We start from the raw sequence: 20056 nt of genomic DNA on the forward strand, positions 1-20056 counted from the left end.
CTTAAAGCTCATCTTCTGTAAAATCCTTAGACTATGACCCTTTGATAAGGCGGCCTAGCAGCGAATCGGGTGGAAATAACAGCTATTTTCAAGGATGGAGCGCAACCAAAACGAGAAAGCCGCCGCCGAAACGCTAATTCATTGAGAAGACATGATGGATAACCTTCAGTTTCCCGCCGATTTTATCTGGGGTGCAGCCACCTCCGCCTATCAGATCGAAGGCTCGCCTTTGGCTGACGGCGCAGGCCCCAGCAACTGGCATCGTTTTTGCTGTGTACCGGGGGCAATTCTCAACGGGGACACCGGCGACCTCGCTTGCGACCACTATCGGCGCTGGGCGGACGACGTGAAGCTCATGAAGGAACTGGGCCTCAAGGCTTACCGCTTCAGTATCGCCTGGAGCCGCGTACTGCCGAACGGACGCGGAAAACCGAATGAGAAAGGTTTGGACTTCTACCGTAATCTCGCGGACGCGCTGATCGCAAACGGCATCGAGCCGTTCGTGACGCTGCATCACTGGGACCTCCCGACGGCGCTGGATGATCTCGGCGGATGGGCCAACCGGGACGCGGCTCATTGGTTCGCCGACTACGCTCATCTGATGTTCCAAGCCTTGGAAGACAGGGTTCGGCATTGGACCACGCTCAACGAACCCTGGGTGATCGTAGATGCCGGTTACATGCACGGCGTCCATCCGCCGGGTCTCAAGTCGCTCGAAAAAACGCCGCTGGCGGCTCACAATCTGCTGCGCGGTCATGCTCAAGCGGTACAAGCCTTTCGCGCAGACGGCAAAGGCCAAATCGGTTTGGTGGTAAACCTTGAGCCCAAGTATGCCGCCTCGAACGATCCCGAGGATGCGGCCGCCATGGCGAGAACCCATGCCTATATGAACCGGCAATTTCTCGACCCCGTTTTCCTCGGCGCGTATCCCGACGAACTTTCCGATATATTCGGACGCGATTGGCCCCGTTTTCCTGAAAGCGATCTAAAGCTGATACGGGAACCCATCGATTTTCTCGGCATCAATTACTACACCCGGTCGGTAGTCCGCAGCGACCCGTCCTCGCCGCCTTTCTATGCCGCGCCAGTACCGCAAACGAACGCCGAACATACGGAAATGAATTGGGAGGTATTTCCGGCCGGGTTGAAATCCTGCCTGCTCTGGGTAACAAGGCGCTACGGCGATATCCCGCTGTATATCACCGAAAACGGGGCCGCTTTTGCCGATCCGGCACCGGCGAAAGGATATCTAGAAGACCTGCGCCGAATCGACTATTTTCGGACCCATCTCCGCGCGGCGCATGAAGCCATTCGGGAGGGCGCTAATTTGAAAGGCTATTTCGCCTGGTCTCTGCTCGACAATTTCGAATGGGCCTGCGGTTTTTCCAAGCGGTTCGGCTTAGTACATGTCGATTACCGCACTCAGAAGAGGACTCCCAAAGCCAGCGCATCGTTTTTCCGGCAGGTTATAGAGAGCAACGGGGCAGCGATCTGGGATTGAGCGCGACCGCTTGAAGACATGTCCACCATGAGTCCGGTTCAGTCGTGGCCGCCGACGCGAAGGTTGAACGCGCTCTACGACGCGAATAGGCATCGAAACGGCTCACCAACACTTTCGCATCGTAATTCGATCTAAAAACAACGTTGTTATCATTCGGTGCTTACAAGATAATCTTCAATTGCGCGCAACACACTATTCACCTGGTTGCTATAATGCGCGGCCATGCAAAAACCGAAGTACTACCCTCGGCTGAGGGTAACATTCAGTTTTGACACATAAGAAAAATTTCGAGGAGGAACTGCACATGCGAAAAATCAGCACCTTAGTTTTGAGTACGAGTCTACTCATAACCGTGGCGCCCTGCGCCCTCTCCGACGAGGACTCTCGTTATCCTGCGCACCACTTCAAACCCTCGGTGATTTATCAGGATCACCAATTGATCGCCCAAACAGACTCACACTCTTCCGCCGATAGCCACTCCGATACCCACGCAGATCCCAAGTATCCGGGTTCCAGCTTCACTCCAACGGTCATTTATCAGAACCCTGAATTCGTCAAGAAGTAGGCTCGATAACATTCGAGTACTTTGGAATGCACCGTTGGTCCCGATGCAAACCGTATTTGGATCGCTAATTTTCGGGAGAAACATATGTCCGATTTGTCGTCCCCTAGGTCGAAGTCAGGCGTCAGCCTGAAGACGATTTTCGAGCGTCTGAACGGAGAGGTTTTTTTGAATTATCCGCTGCTGACCAGCCTGTTCGTGACGGATTTTGCTTTGTTGAGCTTCGGACGAGAGCCCCTGCTGCTCCGATTCTTGCTGCTCGCAGGCTTGGTTTATCTGGCAATGTTCTTCAGCGCAAAATCGTTCGTATCCGGCTCCAGCGCTGAAAAACAGCCTTGACCGAAAGTTGGGGCTCCACCAGTTAGAGCAACAACCCTAACCTTACTTCAATAAGTTCTTCTTTCACTGAAGAGGAGAAGACGATGGGAAAAATCACCGATTGCTTGGTCGTCGCACTATCGTGCGGCGACAACAAGACCGCTTGTAACGGCTCGATGATGGAGCCGTACCACCGCTACGCCGAAATCATGTTCGCTGGTGCCAGTGCCGCTAACTCAGTCAACGGAGTGCGGACATGAATACCGTAAAGGAACCTGAGTCTGGAACCCGCATCATTGACTGGCAGAAATCGCTCGCCATCATATTGGATCATCCTATCCAAACCAGTCTCTTTATCGTTACGTTTGCCTTTCTTCTCCTAGTCGAGCCTCCCGTTCTGCTGTCGCTCTTGCTACTCTCGATACTGGTTTATTTTATTTTTGCACTTGGCGAACGCTTGTCTCGCGTCGCGGATCGGCCTGAGAGCAGTTTGGATTTAACCGAAAAGCACGTCCCAACTACCGGAGCGGCCGTTGCCGAAAACATTGCAGCAGCATCGGCAACCACAAAAGAAAAACCGAGAAGTCCGGCAAGACGGACTACACAAAGAGGGAGCGATTCGCAGAAGGCACAAGCGAAACCGCAGAGGAGCCGGCAAAGAGCCTCGAAAAATCCCCAATAGGATCGGGAGTCATTTGATGATTAGCGACACAGGCTGCGTGACGCTCGACGAAGGACTCGGGAACACCTGACGGGAACTCGTCCCCGTCAGGTTCATCATTTCGAGAACCGAACGGATACGGTGAGGCTCGGCTCTCATCTCCAGCGCGAATTGCGGAAAGCGAGGATGGCTTGGCGACGATTTTTCTCTAAAACGGAAACCGCGCTGCCCTCCTCTTCTTAACTCTTTAACTCTCGCCGACCACGTTGATCTTCTTCGGCTGTATGGCGGCTTTCTTCGGTATGGAAATTTCCAGTACACCGTTTTTGCAGCGCGCCGTGATGCCTTCTGCATCGGCCGTATCCGGCAGCGAGAAGCGGCGATGAAAAGACCCATAAACCCGCTCGACGCGTTTCAGCCCTTCGCGGCGGACTGTAGCCTCGGTTTGCCGCTCGCCTTTCAGCGTCAGTATGCCGTTCTCCATCATGATATCGATGCTGTCCGAGCTTACGCCGGGAAGATCGGCCCAGAGGATATAGCGGTCCGGCTCCTCTTTGATGTCCACGGCGGGAGTCCATTCCGCGGTGGCCGCGGTGTCGGTACCGGGGCGGGCGCCTTCGAATGAACGCTCCAACTCTCTTTGGAGCTGATTCAAAAGACTCCAGGGCTCATATCGAGTCATCGTGATGATCTCCTTTGTTGGAAGAGTTTCTGCTCTAAACCCAATATGGAGGTGAGACCTGGTTTTTCAAGTACTCGCGAATCAGCCGACCCAGACCCTTGCATTTCGAAACAGACGCATCCACGGACCGTACTCGCCCCATGTCCTCGGATGCCAGGAATTCTGCACGGTACGGAAGCACCGTTCCGGATGCGGCATCATGATGGTGAAGCGACCGTCAAGGGTAGTCAAACCGGTAATCCCCAGCGGCGAGCCGTTCGGATTATGTGGAAATGCCTCGGTAATTTTTCCGTAAGTATCCGTGTAACAGAGCGAGACTACGCCGAGGCTGAGCGCCTTGCGCGTATCGTCGTGAAATTCGGCCCGCCCTTCGCCGTGCGAGACGACAACCGGGATGCGCGATCCTTCCATGCCGGCAAACAAGATGGACGGCGACCGCTGGACTTCCACCAATGCGACGCGCGCTTCGAATTGCTCCGACTCGTTGCGGACGAAGCGTGGCCAGTGCACGGCGCCGCGAATCAACCCAGCGAGATGTGACATCATCTGGCAGCCGTTGCAAACGCCCAGACCGAATGTATCCTGCCGTTCGAAGAACGCCTGGAATTCGTCGCGGCCACGGCTATTGAGCAATATCGATTTCGCCCAACCGCCCCCGGCGCCCAAGACGTCGCCATAAGAAAATCCACCGCAAGCGGCCAAACCGACGAAATCGCGAAGGCTCGCGTGTCCCGACAGGATATCGCTCATATGCACATCTACCGCCGTGAAGCCGGCGCGGTCGAACGCCGCCGCCATCTCCACATGGCCATTCACGCCCTGTTCCCGGAGTATCGCCACGCGCGGACGACCTTTAGCAATAAAAGGCGCAGCGACATCGCCGTCGGGATCGAAGCTCAGCTCGGCGCTAAGGCCGGGGTCGTTCTCGTCCACGATGGCTTCGAATTCCTGCCGTGCGCAGTCCGGATTATCGCGCAAGGCCTGCATGCGATAGCTGGTTTCCGCCCAAGTCCGCTGCAGTTCGGCGCGGGACTGCGACAGCAAGATCTCATCGCCCCGCCAGAACGCGATTTGCTTGTCGGTATTGGGCATGCCGATAACATGGCTGATCCCGTGGAGCCCCGACCGATCGAGCAGCTCCGTGACCGCGCTCAAGTCTGTCTCGCGAACCTGCACCACGGCCCCCAATTCTTCGCAAAACAGCGCAGCAACCGCGTCTTCGCCAAGAGCGGAAATGTCGATTTCGAGGCCGCAACGTGCCGCGAAAGCCATTTCGGAGAGCGTCGCGAACAACCCGCCGTCGGACCGGTCATGATAAGCCAGCAACCGGCCGTCCTCGTTCAAGGATTGGATTGCGGCGAAAAAGGATTTGAACAACGCCGGATCGTCGAGATCCGGGGATTCGCCCCCCATTTGTCCGTAGACTTGAGCCAGGGCAGAACCGCCCAATCGATTCCTGCCCTGGCCGAGATCGATCAGAATCAGGCGCGTCGGACCGCAGTCGAGCCGTAGCTCCGGCGTCAAGGTGCGGCGAACGTCAATGACCGGCGCGAATGCTGAAATGATCAGCGACAGCGGCGACGTCATGACGACATCGCGTTCGTTCTGCCGCCATACCGTTTTCATGGACAGCGAATCTTTCCCAACCGGAATGGCGATGCCCAGGGCGGGACACAGGTCCAGACCAACAGCTTTTACCGTATCGAACAGCTTGGCGTCTTCACCGGACGCGCCGGCTGCCGCCATCCAGTTGGCGGAAAGCTTCACCTGGCTTAAGGAGCCGATACTGGCGGCTGCGATATTGGTCAAAGCCTCTCCGACAGCCATGCGGCCGGATGCCGGGGCATCGATGACCGCCAAGGGCGTACGCTCCCCCATGGCCATCGCTTCGCCGGTATACGCCCGAAAACCCGAGACCGTCACCGCTACGTCCGCGACCGGTACCTGCCATGGTCCGACCATTTGATCGCGCGCCACCAAACCACCGACCGAACGATCCCCGATCGTGATCAAAAAACGCTTATCCGCTACGGCAGGAAAATTCAATACTCGCCGAGCCGCCTCGCGGATTGCTATGCCATCACGGCAAATGGGAGATTGCGCGCCACGATTTCTCGTGACATCGCGCCGCATCTTCGGCGGCTTGCCGAATAGCAGCGCCATGGGAATATCGATCGGGTGGGTACCGAATTGACTGTCGCTGAGGACCAGGCGCTCTTCTTCCGTCGCGTAGCCGATCACGGCATAGGGACAGCGCTCGCGCTCGCAGAAGGCCCGAAATCGGTCCACTGCCTCCGGTTTGAGCGCGAGCACGTATCGTTCCTGCGATTCGTTGCACCAAATCTGCATCGGTGACATGCCCGGCTCGTCGATGAGTATGTTCCGCAGTTCGAAACGCCCGCCCCGACCCGAGTCGTGAATGATCTCGGGCACTGCATTCGACAACCCGCCGGCGCCGACATCGTGGATGGACAAGATTGGGTTGTCCTCGCCCAACGCGGTGCAGCGGTTGATCACTTCCTGGCAGCGCCGCTGCATCTCGGGGTTTTCCCGCTGGACGGACGCGAAGTCCAAATCCTCGGCGCTCTCCCCCGATGCCACGGAAGATGCGGCTCCACCGCCAAGACCGATGAGCATGGCGGGGCCGCCGAGTACCACGATGGGCGCGCCGGGCGGGATCGTTTCCTTGGCGAGATGCTGCGGCCGGATATTTCCCATTCCGCCGGCGATCATGATCGGCTTGTGATAGCCATGCAGCCCTGAACCGTCCGGAGCCGGCTGTTCGAATGTGCGGAAATAGCCGCACAAGTTAGGGCGGCCGAATTCATTGTTGAACGCCGCCCCGCCGATCGGTCCTTGCAGCATGATTTCGAGGGCGGAGGCGATCCGGTCCGGCTTGCCGTGATCCCGTTCCCACGGCTGCTCGAATCCCGGGATGCGAAGGTGGGATACGGAAAAGCCGGTGAGTCCGGCTTTGGTTTGCGACCCCCGTCCGGTAGCCGCCTCATCGCGAATTTCACCTCCGGAACCGGTCGCGGCACCGGGATGAGGAGAAACGGCGGTCGGATGATTATGGGTCTCCACCTTCATCAGAATATGTACCGGTTCCTCTCGATAACTGTATTCCAGCGTTTCCGTGTCGCGCAGAAACACGTTCGCGGTGCTGCCCCGAACGACGGCGGCATTATCCCGGTATGCGGATAGAACTCCTTCCGGAGACTGCTCGGTCGTGTTTCTGATCATGCCGAACAGGGTTTCGCTTCGAGTCTCGCCGTCGATGCGCCAGTTGGCGTTGAAAATTTTGTGCCGGCAATGTTCGGAGTTGGCCTGGGCAAACATCATCAGTTCGACGTCGGACGGATTCCGTCGAAGCGCCGTGAAGCTTTCGACCAAATAATCCAATTCATCCTCGGACAAAGCCAACCCAAGCCTGCGGTTTGCCTTGATCAGCGCCCATTTCCCCTCTTCGAGCAAAGGAATATATTCCATCGGCGCCGGAGCATGGTGTTGGAACAGCAGTTCCTCCTGTCCCCGCGTGAGCACCGTTTGGGTCATCCGGTCATGGATCAAAGCCTTTATGGCATCTCGATTGGAGAGCTTAATTTCGTTGGCGCTGCGGATGCGGTATTCGATTCCCCTTTCCACACGCAGAACGGCGGCCAGATTGCTACGCCGCACGATATCGGTCGCCTTGCTGGACCAAGGGGAGATCGTGCCGAGTCGCGGCACCACCAAAAAATAGTCGCCCGCGGCGCTGCGTGAATCGTGCGCCGGCCCGTAAGCCAATACGCTTTCCAGGGTACGTTTCTCCAACCCATTCAACGCGCGCTTGATCTCGGCAAAATGCACGTAAGCGGCCGAGACTTCGATAATGGACGGCTCGACGCTCTGAAGATCGGTCAACAGCTTTTGCAAGCGAAATGCTGAGAGGGCGGGAGGGCCGGGAAACTTGGCAAACATGGTCTGACTTTTAACTATGGTCAGCGATAACACCTATCGCTTGTTGGAAACAACGCGGAAAAGTTATTCCTTTTCCGGTTCCTGGGGTTCTCCGAGCGACTGCAGGGTTTGGTGCAACCGCTTGAGCAGCTCGAATCCCGGCCCTTCGCTCTGAGGCTTGCCTTCTTGGTCGAGAACATAGATCACGACTACGTCCCGCCTATCCTCCAACTTGATGCGATATTCCTTCGCGGGCGTTTCGGAACCCGTGAAGAAGGAACCGATGTCGCCCAGGAACCCGCGGTCTTCGTAAGGCTTATCGTCACCGCTGAAATAGACATAATAGATTCCGTCCGACCGGTTTTGATCGCTGACTTCCAGCCTGAGCCGGCCAAGCGCCTTGCCCACATCGTTCCAGGCCTCGGCATAGGGCGCTTCGAGCTCGATCAGCGGAATGTCTTCGGAATTTTGCGCTAACGTGGCCTGTGATCCACTCGGCTGATCGTCGGCCTTGGTTTGTGTCTCCGCGGCCGGACTGTACCGATCCGAGCGATCCCTGTTTTCACCCGTCGCGGGTCGCTCGTCGCCCCCTTCGATGGTCGATGCCTGCAAATCCGGCGGGATTTCCAAGGCGGGAATCTCTGAGCTGTACTTATATTGTTTCTGCTTATCGGGAAACAGCCCGGCAACGAAACTGCAACCGCTCAAGACGAAAACGCTTGAGGCCAAAATAACCGCTCTGGGAACGAATCGATTCATGTTGCATTAAACGTTAGATCACACCGGCTTGGCGCATCGCGCTGCGCACCGGCTCACGGCAGCTTTCCGACAGCCAAGTCAGCGGCAGGCGAATGCCTGCGTCGATAAGTCCCAGTTCGTGCACCGCCCATTTGGCCGGGATGGGATTCGATTCGATGAACAAATCGCGATGGAGAGCGGCCAGCTTGGCATCGATGGCGCGGGCGGTCTCCGCATCGCCGGCGATCGCCGCGGCGCACATCTCGTGCATCAGCTTGGGCGCCACGTTGGCCGTTACCGAAATCACCCCTTTTCCTCCGAGGAGACAGAACTCGCACGCGGTTGCATCATCGCCCGAATAAAGGAGGAAATCCGGACCGCACAAGCGCATAATCTCTCTCTCCCGATCCAAATTGCCAGTGGCCTCTTTGATGCCGACAATATTGGGAATTTGGGCAAGACGCGCGACCGTTGCAGGCAGCATGTCGCACGCGGTTCGGCCGGGAACGTTATAAAGAATCTGAGGGATGTCCACCGCCTCGGCAACGGCTTTATAGTGAAGATAAAGTCCTTCCTGCGTGGGCTTATTGTAATAAGGCGTCACCAACAGACAGGCATCCGCCCCCGCGTCCTTGGCTCGCGCCGTCAGGTTGATCGCTTCGGTGGTGGAATTGGCGCCGGTGCCGGCAATTACGGGAATCCTGCCGCCGACCCGGTCCACTACAAATTGAATAACGCGGCAGTGCTCCGCCTCATCGAGAGTCGCCGATTCTCCGGTGGTTCCCACGGCAACGATGGCATCGGTTCCCTGTTCGATATGAAATTCGATCAAACGGCCCAAACTTTCGTCGTCCAGTGTGCCGTCCCGTTTCATCGGGGTCACCAACGCGACGATGCTACCTTGAATCATGCAACTTAACTCGGTTCAATAAAAAGAACATGTTACCGTGCGCCGCCGGCATCTGACAACCGCGTAAGCCGTGTAACCGCGGGAAACCCGGCGGGAATCGAAGCTCCGCCGGCTGCGGCACCAACTGGATGAAAGTGATACACTTTTCGCATTTTTTCATGAAGAGAAACAACACGTCTATGCAGCTCGTCATCACCGTCCTTGGCGAAGATCGCCCGGATCTGATCGTGGAAATCACCCGCGCCATCAAGGACTGCAAATGCACGATTCTCGAAAGCCGCATGACCGAGCTGGGGCATGAATTCGCCGGCCATTTATTGGTCGAAGGCAATTGGAATCATATCGTGCGGCTGGAAAGCGCATTCGAAAATCTGGCCAACCGCTTTGCGATGAAGATCAACACGCTGCGCGGACGTGAGCCGGAAGATAGAGAAGACAATACCCTGCCCTATGCGATCGACATCTTCGCCACCGATCAAATCAACAGCATTCACGAGCTCAGCGTGTTTCTTGCCAGCCGCAACATCAAAATTCTGGATCTCAGCACCAGCCGCTATCCGGCTCCCTTCAGCGGTACCCCATTGTTTCTCGCGCATATGGTCGTCAAAATCCCGACCGGAATGCGCATCGTCTCGCTGCGCGACGAATTCCTGGACTTCTGCGATCAGCAGAACCTGGATGCCATACTCGAACCCGTAAAACGCTAAAATCGGAATCATCATGACCACAACCTCTCCGGGCCATGCCGCGCCGAATTTTTCGGCTCCGGGCACTTCGGGCAAGACCATCACGCTTCAGGATTATCGAGATAAGTACGTCGTCCTTTACTTCTATCCCAAAGACAACACGCCCGGCTGTACGCAGGAAGGACAAGATTTTCGCGATCTGTACGCCGAATTTCAGGATTTGAACGCCGAGATTCTGGGCATCTCGCGCGACACAGTAAAGTCCCACGAAAACTTCAAATGCAAGTTCGAATTTCCGTTCGAACTGATTTCCGACCAGGACGAAACGATCTGTAAGCTGTATGACGTCATCAAGATGAAAAACATGTACGGCAAGCAGGTCCGAGGCATCGAGCGCAGCACCTTTCTCGTCGACCCGGCCGGCGCGATTGCCGCCGAATGGCGGAAAGTCAGCGTCAAAGGCCATGCAACAGAGGTTCTGGGAAAAATCCGGGAATTGATCGGCCGCTAACGCGCCCTTTCAGTCCGCGATCCCCGTATTCCAACCGCAATACAATATGACCCAAGATCAAACCCCAGAGCGCAAGCTTTTCATACTCGATACCAACGTGCTGATGCACGATCCGGCCTCGCTGTTCCGCTTTCAGGAGCACGACATATACATCCCCATGATCGTGCTGGAAGAATTGGACCATTCGAAAAAGGGCCTGTCGGACGTCGCCCGCAATGCCCGTCAGGCCAGCCGCTTTCTGGACGAATTGATCCAACACGCCGATATCCATGCGATCAGCAACGGTATTCCTCTAAATCAACTGCAATACGCGTCCCGAATCGACGAAAAATGCAGCGGACGCTTGTTTTTTCAGGTTCGGCGCATGGACTCGGTGCTTCCGGAAAGCCTGCCCGGCGATTTGCCGGACAATTCCATACTCGCCACCATGCTGGCCTTGTCGGAAGAACAACCGGAAACCCAGGTGGTGCTGGTGTCGAAAGACATCAATATGCGGATCAAGGCCTCGGTGCTCGGAATACGGGCCGAGGACTACCACAGCGATCAGGTACTGGACGACATCAATCTGCTATACAGCGGAGCGTTCGAGCTCCCGCTCGATTTCTGGGAAACCCACGGCAGCAAGATGGACTCCTGGCAGGACCAACAGGGCCGTACCTTTTACCGCGTCTCCGGTCCATCGTTGAAAGACTGGTATCCCAATCAGTTTCTTTACCTTCCCGACGAATCGAATTTCGAAGCCATCGTCCGCAGCAAGGAGAGCGGCAGTGCCATCATCGAACTGGCCCGCGACTACCGAACCCCGCAGCACGCGGTGTGGGGCATTCAGGCGCGCAACCGGGAGCAGAATTTTGCCTTCAATGTGCTGCTTGATCCGGAGATCGACTTCGTCACCCTGCTGGGCACCGCCGGAACCGGCAAGACATTGCTGACTCTGGCGGCTGGTCTTGCCATGACGCTCGAGCAGAAAATCTACCGAGAAATCGTGATGACACGGGAAACGATCCCTTTGGGCGAAGACATCGGATTTCTGCCCGGCACCGAGGAGGAAAAGATGACGCCCTGGATGGGTGCGCTGCTCGATAATCTGGAGTTGTTGAGCAGCCATGAAAACGGCTCCACTTGGGAGCGGCAGGCCACCAACACCTTGCTGTTGAACCGCGTCAAGATGCGTTCTCTCAACTTCATGCGCGGACGCACTTTCCTGAATCGCTTCATCATTCTCGACGAGGCGCAAAACCTGACGTCGAAGCAGATGAAGACGCTGATTACCCGGGCCGGTCCCGGCAGCAAGATCGTCTGTCTCGGCAACATCGCCCAGATCGATACCCCTTACCTGACCGGCACGACGTCGGGGCTTACCTACGTGGTCGATCGGTTCAAGGACTGGCCCCATGCGGCCCACATCACCTTGAAGCGGGGCGAGCGCTCCCGCCTGGCGGATTTTGCCGCGGATACTCTATAAGACAGGACTTACGCATTTTGCCCCTTCTCCCTCCGGGAGAAGGTTGGGATGAGGGGATCTAGAAGAGAGAATTCCTTATTTTTTAATCCCCTCACCCTAACCCTCTCCCTGAGGGAGAGGGTACCAAAAGCCGTTTTGCGTAAGTCCTATAAGAGATAGATAGGGCCGGCGACAACTCGCTACGACGCATGAGAATCCGGCGGACCAGGCAAGGTCTAATAAAAGGACATTACGGATAGAGTAAAGATCCTTGGACGAAAAAACCCCAGCCGGGCGGGAATCTGAAACCTGGTATCGCATCCGGCTGACACGCGACGAATACGAAGGCGGAGAAGTAGCCGTCATCCGGGGCACGTTCCGGCGCATCTACATTGCCCGGAACGGGCCAAAGGGAATGGCCATGTATGGAACCGAGTCCGATGATGAAACGGCTTACTTCGTCTATTTCACGCCCGAGTCTCTGCCCCATGTTCGCGTCTTGATAAAAGCCTATTCTGCGGAACCCCACGCACCGCCGCCCCTCCGCCGACTTTCCCTGATCTTTGGCGAAGAACCGAATCGAACCTGACGCGCCGATGCGCGTTGTTGCCGATAAGTCTATGTTTTAGTGTTGGAATCGCCGACCCGCGATGGGGCCGGTTTGAGCACCGGCGCTTCAGACACTGCTCAAACACCGCTGACTCGACTTGACGGTCAGCCCTCGAATGCGGTCTATTTCCCAGGCTAAATCCATCAAACCGCCTTCTGCTTGAAGGCTCGCCCGGACTTCTTGGCATTTAGCGGAGCCGTCCGAGCGAAGCATCACGCTCATCGACTCGAAGCGAAACATGAATGCGTTTCTGCCTCGGCTGCAGGGCGGGCAGCGTTGACATCTGAGATAACGAGAATGACGACACAATATGACGAAAAAGAGATGAGCTCCGTCGTGCGAGCTCTGATTTGGGATGGGATTTGTTCATTCGGGGACACGGCCACCCCGGATTCAATCGCAGACTATGTGATAAAGCGGTTCGATCCGGACGGCAGGCTGTCTCCGCTCATGGCGCATGCGGCTTGGAGCGGGGCACGACAACTGGCGGTCGAAGAAATGGCCTGGCATGAATCGGGGCTTGAAACCGCCGGAACTCGAAATGGTTTGAGCGCGGCGACTGCCCGACTGCTGATCGAAAATGCGGTACTGCAAGCAAAAACCGAAGCGCAAACGGCCGTAGGCCGTTTGTCAAAAGACGCCAGCTCCGGAATGTGAATATTTCACAGACGCGCGAGTTGTTTGCGCCTCTAATCTCACTAGGATATCGAGGGTCAGGGATGGCCCACGGATGCGAGCATCGGCACCGGGAAGCTTCTGCGAGGAAAGCACCGTAAGCATAGGCCGATCCACTAATCAGGCGGAGTAGGCTGTGCCTCATTGCGATATCTTTATCTGCTACGACCACGTCTCCGCAGCCACTCCGGCATTGGCCCTTTATCGGTACCTGCGCCGCTATTTTCATCCGGAACGAATCGTCGTCGAACACTGGGACGCTCGCCCGGAAAGCTCTCGTATCGAGCAGCTAAAGGATTATATCCGTCAATCCCGGGTGATTCTGTTCTTGATCACTGGTGACGGGAGCAACAAAGCCAAAGCCGCCTCTTCCTCAGACACCGACATTCCCTATTCCGACCTCCTTCTGCACGAGCTATCGCTGAACAGCGGCAAAACGCTTATTCCCATCCTGTATGGCGGCACACCTACATCACGTGAATTCGCCATATATAATCCGTTCCATTGGACGGGAACGGAAAACGAATCGCAGCTCATCGAGCTGGCACGCCTGATCACCACGGCGACGGGAATAGCGGCATCGCAACAGAATAGCGATGCTTCGCCCCCACCTTCCCCGGGTGAACACGATTCGGCTGCGCGCGCAACCGAGCCGATCGCGAAGGCCGTCCGTGCCAGCATCCCGCCACTCTTATTCGGTACATTCCAGGGAAACCGTATCGGCGAACCCAGTGTACAAACGTTCCTAAACAGGGCTCCGAAGTCCGACGATCTCAAGAACGTAATGACACTACAGCGAGAGGCCGAATCGCTCTGGCTCGCAGGCGACTTTATCAAAGCTCGAATATTGCAGGAAATGGCGCTCGACGCATGCTGCCGGACGCTAGGAAAAGAACATCCGGACACCTTAACCGCCCTGTGCAACCTGGCGGAGATGTTCTGGGCGCTAGGCAATCTCGACGAGGCGAAAGTGCTGCATCAGCAGGTATTGGACGTCCGCCGGTACGTATTGGGCGATCGGCACCCCGACACGACGGCCGCGGCCTGGAATCTCTTTCTGACCTTGACCCAGAGTTCCGATCACGCGGCAGCCGGACATGTCATTCAACAATATTTGAGCTGGCTCCAGGATAGCGCCCCGGAACTGCTATCTCCGGAACAACAGCGCATTCGCGACATGATCCGCCAGTTTTTCGCCTGAGATGACCACCTTACGCGCACGAACCTCGCACGGTCTTCCCATAACCCGATCCGCCCGTCGCGAAATCGGTCAGTCTCCGGACACGATCAGCGTGTATCGATAAAAAATAGGCGCGACATAGCTCTCGTACCGCCAGTCGACAGTCCTGATATTGGTTATGCCGCCAGCGGCCGCCGCCGCTTGAACACTGCAATCCCCCCAACCCGCGATGAACAGCACCGCCTTACAGCTCGCCGTGCCCTGCTTCAGACCCGGTCCCCTAGCGCCTTCCGAGCCGGCGGCGACTTGAACGGGGAGAATCATATCGGTGGAGATGGCGCCTGCCGGCAACCAGGTCATGTTGGGGCCGGATACGCATCCGGCCAAAAAAAGCATGGCGATAGACGAGAACCCGATTCCTACAACATTCCGTGTTGACTTCATAATTCCCTCCGTCATTAGAGTTTGAGGCGTCCCAGGAAGCTTACCTTATCAATCGAGGCAACAACTCCCAATGCCGTGAGGCCTCAATCACTGCCGAAGCCTTGGCAGCTTCGACGTCGATTACAACAGGGCCTGCGCACCGGAGTGATCGGATTGAGGTCTCAATGCAATTTTCGATCTTGCGCAAGGGAGAATGTTCCGCGCTTAGGCTTGGTTCATGGGAAACCGGTGCCTTCGAGCCCATGCTCCCGCCCTGCGGCATACGTAGATTTACCAATTTCCGGTCGATTCGGCGTTGCGTTGAATGACCCACTTTGCGGCACGACCCGACGCTCTCCGGCTCCGTCGCGGATCCGCGAGATCGAGACAATCCGCGGTTTCCGCGGCAGAACTCCATGGTCGGACGTTTTCAGATGTTTAAGAAACGATCCACCGGCAAAGCCGGTGGCTTTCGACGGCTGGCCCCTCAAAGGGGCCTGACCGCCATCGGGCAAAAGCCATGTCGTCACCCCGACAGGGAAGGGGCCGACTAAAGGCCCGTTTGCGATTGGAGTGCCGGGGTCCAGTGACCACGGATGGTTTCGACCGTTCACAATCCCTGTGAACTGGATTCATGCCGCACACTCCCTGTGCGGCACCCTACGGGCGCTTCGCGTGCAAATCGGCCTCGCCACGCTACGCCGTCCCGCTTCGCTCGCGAGTCCTGGGCAGTCCTTCCCTGGCCTGCCCGCTCGCCGCATTGCGCCTCGCCCTGCCGGTTTGTCCGGCACAAATTTGCCCGGAGCAAATTTGGACGTGCGCAGCACGGTCCGAAGGACGAACCCCAGGGATGGGGTGAGCAATCCCTGCCGGAATGACGGCTTAACTTAATGGCATTGCGGCAGAGCCGGGGGTTTTCCCGTGATAAATAACGATGCGGCTGGTCATCGCTGCTCTCCCGGAGTGGGCCCATGAATGGAATAATTTCGCACGACCACTCGTTCGGCTTGCTCCTGCTCGCCGCCATTGTCTGCCTTTCCGCCTGTTCGCTGCCCACGCGGCGACCCGCAGCCCCGCAAGCCTGGTCAGAAAAAGCCCAAGTCGTCGGTTTGCCCGGAATCCGTTACGTGGTTCGCACCGAGATGCCGGAATTTGCCCAAGATGCGATGGAAACCTTCTACCGGGAGCGCGCCTACCTTACCCGACAGAACCAGGCGGACACGCTTCCCCCGGCCAACTTCCTGGCCCTTTCGGGAGGGGGCGATAATGGGGCCTTCGGCGCCGGGCTCTTGTGCGGCTGGACCGCGGGGGGGACCCGACCCGTATTCAAAGGCGTCACCGGCATCAGCACCGGCGCCTTGATCGCGCCGTTCGCATTTCTGGGACCGAAGTACGATTCGGCCCTAAGGGAGGTCTACGCCCAGTCCGCGCCCAAGGGTATTCTGGAGGCACGCTATTTTCTGGCGGCGATCTTCGAAGATGCCCTGGCCATTTTGTCCGGATGCGCGTCCAGCGACGTCACCACGCGCCAGCCGTACACGGGCGAAAGGGTCGCCCGCCCCGACCGCATCATCGTCCATGACTTTGCCGCGACCTCCGCCGATGTTCCGGCCGGGTCCGCTCTCGCGGGCCGATCTGCCGAACACCCGACGCCGCAAACGGCGGAGCAGATCGAGACCGGTCGCCAGCTGGGTGCTCATGTCGCGAAGGAGTTGGTCGCGGAGATCCGGGACATGGGGCTTCCGGCAGTGCGGGCCGCGGGTCGGCGACCTGGTAATCAGGGCCTATTCCGTCTCCATCGACCCGGGCAGCGCCGGTGAGCGTGTGCTGGTCGGTTTCGGCTCCGGGGCCGCCGAGCTGAGGACGGTGGTAGAAGGCTATCTGATGACCAGGCAGGGTCTGCGCCGACTTGGATCGGGCCAACTCGAATCCGGGGGTAGCAAAACGCCAGGCATGCTGGTGGGCGTCGCAACCCTCGCCGCGACCGGAAACCCCATCAGCCTTATCGTCGGCGGCGCGTCGAAACTCAGGGGAGAGGAGAAAGGCTTGGAGACGATCGAAGGCGCCGCCCAGCGGACTGCCCAGGAAATCGCCGAGAAACTGCGGGTGAAATTCCAGGAACAGGGCTGGATCTGATCGGGTGAAACGACAAGGGGGTCGTATGAAGGCTTCGAAGCATTCAGCAAAGCAGCGATGGCTCGTACCGACCGTGCCATGGATTTTGAGGCTCGCCGGCCTCGCATTGGTCCTTTCCGGATGCGCGACGCCGGTCGGCGTGAGGCACGTGGACATCCAGACCGCCTATCGCATTCATACCGAGAGCGCGCTCTCGGCGGAGCAGCCGTCGGAGCCCTCGAAAATGGTGCTCAGGCGCTTAGGGCTCCTGGATCGGTTCGGCGCGGAACCGGCGGCGGTGCTCGCCGAACTCCATCGCGGGCTAAACCCGTCGGGGGACGACGACCGCCTGTTCGCGCTGGCGGAGCTGTCCTTTCTCCATGCCGACCGCACGAACGACCGCGCCTACTTCCTGGCTTCGGCCGTGTACGCCTGGGCGCTGCTGTTCCCGGACGACGCCGCCGGCACGCCTCTCCAGCCGTGGGACCCCCGCTTCCGGCTGGCGTACGATCTGTATAACCAGGCGGTCGCCAAAGGCTTGGCCGCCCACGGCAAGGGCGTGGACAAGAACGAGGTGCGGCTGACGCCCGGTGTGTACAAGCTTCCCTTCGGAACCTTGGCGGTAAGCCTGGACGAAACCGGGCTGACGTGGGGAGGCTACCGGCTTGACCGATTCATCCCGACGACCACCCTGGAAGTTCGGGGCCTCCGGAACCGCTACCGCACCCCCGGCCTCGGCGCGCCCCTGGCGGCGAGCCTTGCGGAGAGACAGGCATCGGCGAAGGTGGTCGGCTCGGAACGCCTTGGCCCCCGTACCAAGGTCCCGGTCACCGCGCTGCTGCGTTTCGAGCATGCCCGTGCCAGCCTGGGCGAGGGGCGGATCCGGGGGCGGATCGAGGTGTACGCCGCCGATCAGACTTCGACGGTGCAGGTGAACGGGCGGGACCAGCCCCTCGAATCCGACCCGACGGCGGCACTTGCCTACCAGCTCGAAGGCAGCCCGATCTACGCCGCGGAGATCCAGGGATTTCTCCGGGGCGGTGCCTTCCGGGGCCTGATGCCGCGCGACCGCGCCCAGGATGGCCTGGCCATGATGCAACCTTACCGGTCCGGGAAGATTCCGGTGGTGCTAGTGCACGGGACGGCCTCCAGCCCCGCGCGCTGGGCCGAACTGTTCAACGAACTCCAGGGCGATCCGCGCATCCGTGAGCGGTTCCATATCTGGCTGTTTCTCTACGATACCGGCAACCCCATCGCCTACTCGGCGGGTCAACTGCGGGCGGCACTGACGGCCGCGGTGAAGGAATTCGATCCCGAGGGCAAGGACCCGGCCCTGCGCGACATGGTGGTGATCGGGCACAGCCAGGGGGGGCTTCTGACCAAGCTCGCCGCGATCGACAGCGGCAGCCGATTCTGGGATCGCGTCAGCAGCAAGCCTTTCGATTCCATCCAGGTCGACCCCAAGACCCGCGAACTCCTCCGGCAGACGGCGTTCTACACGCCCCTGCCCTTCGTCGGGCGGGTGGTATTCGTAGCGACCCCCCACCACGGCGCGCTGCTGGCCTCCGGCCGGATCGGCGCCATCGCGGCCTGGCTCGTGACCTTGCCGGTGGGCGTATTCAGCCAGGTCGCGCAAGCCGCCACTTTGACCGGGGATGAAAAGCTGATCGCGCTGCTTCGCCGGCCCCCGACGGCCGTCGACAACATGAATCCGGAGAACCCCGGCCTCCAAGTCCTGCAAACCATCCGGGTCGACCCCCGGATTCCCGCCCATTCCATCATCTGCGTCAAGGGCGACGGCCCCAAGGAGGCGGGAGACGATGGCGTGGTGGCCTACCGGAGCGCCCACATCGACGAGGCGGTTACGGAAAAGGTGGTCCGATCGGACCACTCCTGCCAGGGAAAGCCCGAGGTCATCGAGGACATCCGGCGCATCCTGCTCGAGCACGCGGCGGCATTCGAGGGGCGCCGCCCATGAGGCGCCTGATCGGCGCGATCGTTGGCCTGGTCCTGGCCGGCCTCGTGATGGCCGGCGCTACCGCCTGGGGAGCGCTGGTCCTTTATTACCTGGGGGCGGGATCGGCCGGGGTCCGCACGGCGGCAGCCTGGAGCTTTGCCGCCGTCGGGCTGGCGGCCTTGATCGCCCTGTTCGTCCGGCGGACTCGCCGGCTCGCGGGAGTAGGTTTCGCCATGGCCCTCGTGCCGGTCCTGGTCGTCTGGGGCGGCGCGACGCCCTCCAACGACCGCGACTGGCAGCCGGAGGTGGCCGTGCTTCCCTATGCCACCCTCGACGGCGACCGTGTGACCGTCCATAACATCCGCAATTTCGACTACCGCACGGAGACCGATTTCACGCCCGCCTACTACGACCGCAGCTTCGACCTTCGGCGCCTGGACCGGGTCGATCTCGTCGCCTCCTACTGGATGGGGCCGGCCATCGCCCATTTGTTCGTCACCTTCGGCTTCGGGGACGATCACCTGGCCATCTCCATCGAGGTACGGAAGGATCGCACCAGGCCCTATGCGACGCTCCCCGGCCTCTTCCGGCAGTACGAACTGGTGTACGTCGTCGCCGACGAGCGCGACGCCATCCGGGTGCGGACGAACTACCGGAAGGATCCGCCGGAAGACGTTTATCTGTTCCGGGTGATCGCGCCGATCGAGAACGGCCGCCGCGTCTTCCTCGACTATATGCGCGACATCAACGAACTGCGTGAACATCCCCGCTTCTACAACACGCTCACGACCAACTGCACCACCCTGATTCTCACCCATGCGGCCGTGAATCCCGGCCACCTCCCGTATTCATGGAAGGTGCTGCTGAGCGGGTATGCCCCGGAGTACGCCTACGAGAGGGGACGCCTCGACCGGAGCCTGCCCTTCGAGGAACTCAAGCGGCGCTCGCATATCAATGCAGCGGCGCGGGCGGCGGACCAGGCGCCGGACTTTTCCCGGCGGATCAGGGCGGGCTTTCCGTAACAAGGAAACTTGCTTCAGAATGCGGGAGTGAGGATGAACGCAGCGGCGAAGGCGCCGGGATCTATCGTCGCGATGAACCGATACGCTTCCGCTTCTCTATGCAATGAAAATTTCACAACCAC

Annotated in this window: 20 protein-coding genes; 15 read left to right on the forward strand and 5 right to left on the reverse strand. The window is 58.8% G+C overall.

The genetic code is table 11. From position 1 onward, the window contains the following. Positions 1 to 151: 151 nt before the first annotated feature. The 5 genes from ACR2TX_RS19550 (at position 152) to ACR2TX_RS19570 (ending at position 3063) form a co-directional block, all read left to right on the forward strand. On the forward strand, positions 152 to 1501 hold the full coding sequence (locus tag ACR2TX_RS19550; protein WP_434130558.1) for a GH1 family beta-glucosidase: 1350 nt from the start codon (positions 152 to 154) through the stop codon (positions 1499 to 1501). A 268-nt stretch (positions 1502 to 1769) separates the two neighbouring features. Beyond that, positions 1770 to 2066, forward strand: a complete 297-nt coding sequence (locus ACR2TX_RS19555; protein WP_434130559.1) for a hypothetical protein — start codon at positions 1770 to 1772, stop codon at positions 2064 to 2066. Positions 2067 to 2150: 84 nt separating this feature from the next. Then, a complete protein-coding gene (locus ACR2TX_RS19560) occupies positions 2151 to 2402 on the forward strand; it encodes a hypothetical protein (protein WP_077731344.1) in 252 nt (83 codons plus the stop codon). A gap of 83 nt (positions 2403 to 2485) precedes the next feature. After that, positions 2486 to 2641 carry a hypothetical protein gene (locus ACR2TX_RS19565; RefSeq protein WP_156881766.1) on the forward strand — a complete coding sequence of 52 codons (156 nt, stop codon included), beginning with the start codon at positions 2486 to 2488 and terminating at the stop codon, positions 2639 to 2641. Then, positions 2638 to 3063, forward strand: a complete 426-nt coding sequence (locus tag ACR2TX_RS19570) for a hypothetical protein (protein ID WP_077731345.1) — start codon at positions 2638 to 2640, stop codon at positions 3061 to 3063. Before ACR2TX_RS19565 ends, ACR2TX_RS19570 begins: the two co-directional genes overlap by 4 nt. Before the next feature lie 226 nt (positions 3064 to 3289). On the opposite strand, the gene ACR2TX_RS19575 is transcribed toward ACR2TX_RS19570, so the two are convergent. The 4 genes from ACR2TX_RS19575 to dapA form a co-directional block, all read right to left on the reverse strand. Beyond that, positions 3290 to 3730: an Hsp20/alpha crystallin family protein gene (locus tag ACR2TX_RS19575; protein ID WP_086134600.1), complete on the reverse strand. Its 441-nt coding sequence runs from the start codon at positions 3728 to 3730 to the stop codon at positions 3290 to 3292. A 75-nt stretch (positions 3731 to 3805) separates the two neighbouring features. Further along, complete coding sequence (gene purL / locus ACR2TX_RS19580; RefSeq protein ID WP_434130560.1) at positions 3806 to 7684, reverse strand: phosphoribosylformylglycinamidine synthase; 3879 nt, start codon at positions 7682 to 7684, stop codon at positions 3806 to 3808. Positions 7685 to 7747: 63 nt separating this feature from the next. Beyond that, the gene (gene bamC, locus ACR2TX_RS19585) at positions 7748 to 8422 is read right to left on the reverse strand and encodes an outer membrane protein assembly factor BamC (RefSeq protein WP_434130561.1); all 675 of its coding nucleotides are present in this window, start codon (positions 8420 to 8422) and stop codon (positions 7748 to 7750) included. A gap of 13 nt (positions 8423 to 8435) precedes the next feature. Next, positions 8436 to 9311 (reverse strand): 4-hydroxy-tetrahydrodipicolinate synthase, encoded by an 876-nt coding sequence (dapA, locus tag ACR2TX_RS19590; protein WP_434130562.1) that lies wholly within the window; start codon positions 9309 to 9311, stop codon positions 8436 to 8438. Between the two features lie 158 nt (positions 9312 to 9469). Here dapA and ACR2TX_RS19595 point away from each other — a divergent pair, with 158 nt between their 5' ends. The 6 genes from ACR2TX_RS19595 (at position 9470) to ACR2TX_RS19620 (ending at position 14438) form a co-directional block, all read left to right on the forward strand. Then, positions 9470 to 10018: a glycine cleavage system protein R gene (locus tag ACR2TX_RS19595; protein WP_240502577.1), complete on the forward strand. Its 549-nt coding sequence runs from the start codon at positions 9470 to 9472 to the stop codon at positions 10016 to 10018. Between the two features lie 13 nt (positions 10019 to 10031). Further along, positions 10032 to 10508, forward strand: a complete 477-nt coding sequence (locus ACR2TX_RS19600; protein WP_347257945.1) for a peroxiredoxin — start codon at positions 10032 to 10034, stop codon at positions 10506 to 10508. Positions 10509 to 10554: 46 nt separating this feature from the next. Further along, positions 10555 to 11973, forward strand: a complete 1419-nt coding sequence (locus ACR2TX_RS19605) for a PhoH family protein (RefSeq protein ID WP_077731351.1) — start codon at positions 10555 to 10557, stop codon at positions 11971 to 11973. Positions 11974 to 12223: 250 nt separating this feature from the next. Then, a complete protein-coding gene (locus tag ACR2TX_RS19610; RefSeq protein WP_133718977.1) occupies positions 12224 to 12541 on the forward strand; it encodes a hypothetical protein in 318 nt (105 codons plus the stop codon). A 318-nt stretch (positions 12542 to 12859) separates the two neighbouring features. After that, positions 12860 to 13219, forward strand: a complete 360-nt coding sequence (locus ACR2TX_RS19615) for a hypothetical protein (RefSeq protein ID WP_434130563.1) — start codon at positions 12860 to 12862, stop codon at positions 13217 to 13219. A gap of 154 nt (positions 13220 to 13373) precedes the next feature. After that, positions 13374 to 14438, forward strand: coding sequence for a toll/interleukin-1 receptor domain-containing protein (locus ACR2TX_RS19620; RefSeq protein WP_133718975.1), 1065 nt, complete (start codon positions 13374 to 13376; stop codon positions 14436 to 14438). 69 nt (positions 14439 to 14507) lie between these two features. Here the strand turns inward: ACR2TX_RS19620 and ACR2TX_RS19625 are convergent, their stop codons facing one another. Beyond that, entirely contained in the window at positions 14508 to 14861 is a 354-nt protein-coding gene (locus tag ACR2TX_RS19625; RefSeq protein WP_434130564.1) for a TRL domain-containing protein, read from the reverse strand. A 950-nt stretch (positions 14862 to 15811) separates the two neighbouring features. Here ACR2TX_RS19625 and ACR2TX_RS19630 point away from each other — a divergent pair. The 4 genes from ACR2TX_RS19630 to ACR2TX_RS19645 are packed head-to-tail and all read left to right on the forward strand — an operon-like array spanning position 15812 to position 19934. Continuing rightward, positions 15812 to 16660, forward strand: a complete 849-nt coding sequence (locus ACR2TX_RS19630; RefSeq protein ID WP_434130565.1) for a patatin-like phospholipase family protein — start codon at positions 15812 to 15814, stop codon at positions 16658 to 16660. 4 nt (positions 16661 to 16664) lie between these two features. Beyond that, positions 16665 to 16976, forward strand: a complete 312-nt coding sequence (locus tag ACR2TX_RS19635; RefSeq protein ID WP_168183700.1) for a hypothetical protein — start codon at positions 16665 to 16667, stop codon at positions 16974 to 16976. A gap of 4 nt (positions 16977 to 16980) precedes the next feature. Further along, positions 16981 to 18933 (forward strand): esterase/lipase family protein, encoded by a 1953-nt coding sequence (locus tag ACR2TX_RS19640; RefSeq protein ID WP_434130566.1) that lies wholly within the window; start codon positions 16981 to 16983, stop codon positions 18931 to 18933. Next, a complete protein-coding gene (locus ACR2TX_RS19645; RefSeq protein WP_434130567.1) occupies positions 18930 to 19934 on the forward strand; it encodes an Lnb N-terminal periplasmic domain-containing protein in 1005 nt (334 codons plus the stop codon). The genes ACR2TX_RS19640 and ACR2TX_RS19645 overlap by 4 nt, the downstream gene beginning before the upstream one ends. Positions 19935 to 20056 lie beyond the last annotated feature (122 nt).

It is taken from the genome of Methylocaldum sp. GT1BB, assembly GCF_051027545.1.
In the GTDB taxonomy this organism is placed as follows: Bacteria; Pseudomonadota; Gammaproteobacteria; order Methylococcales; family Methylococcaceae; genus Methylocaldum.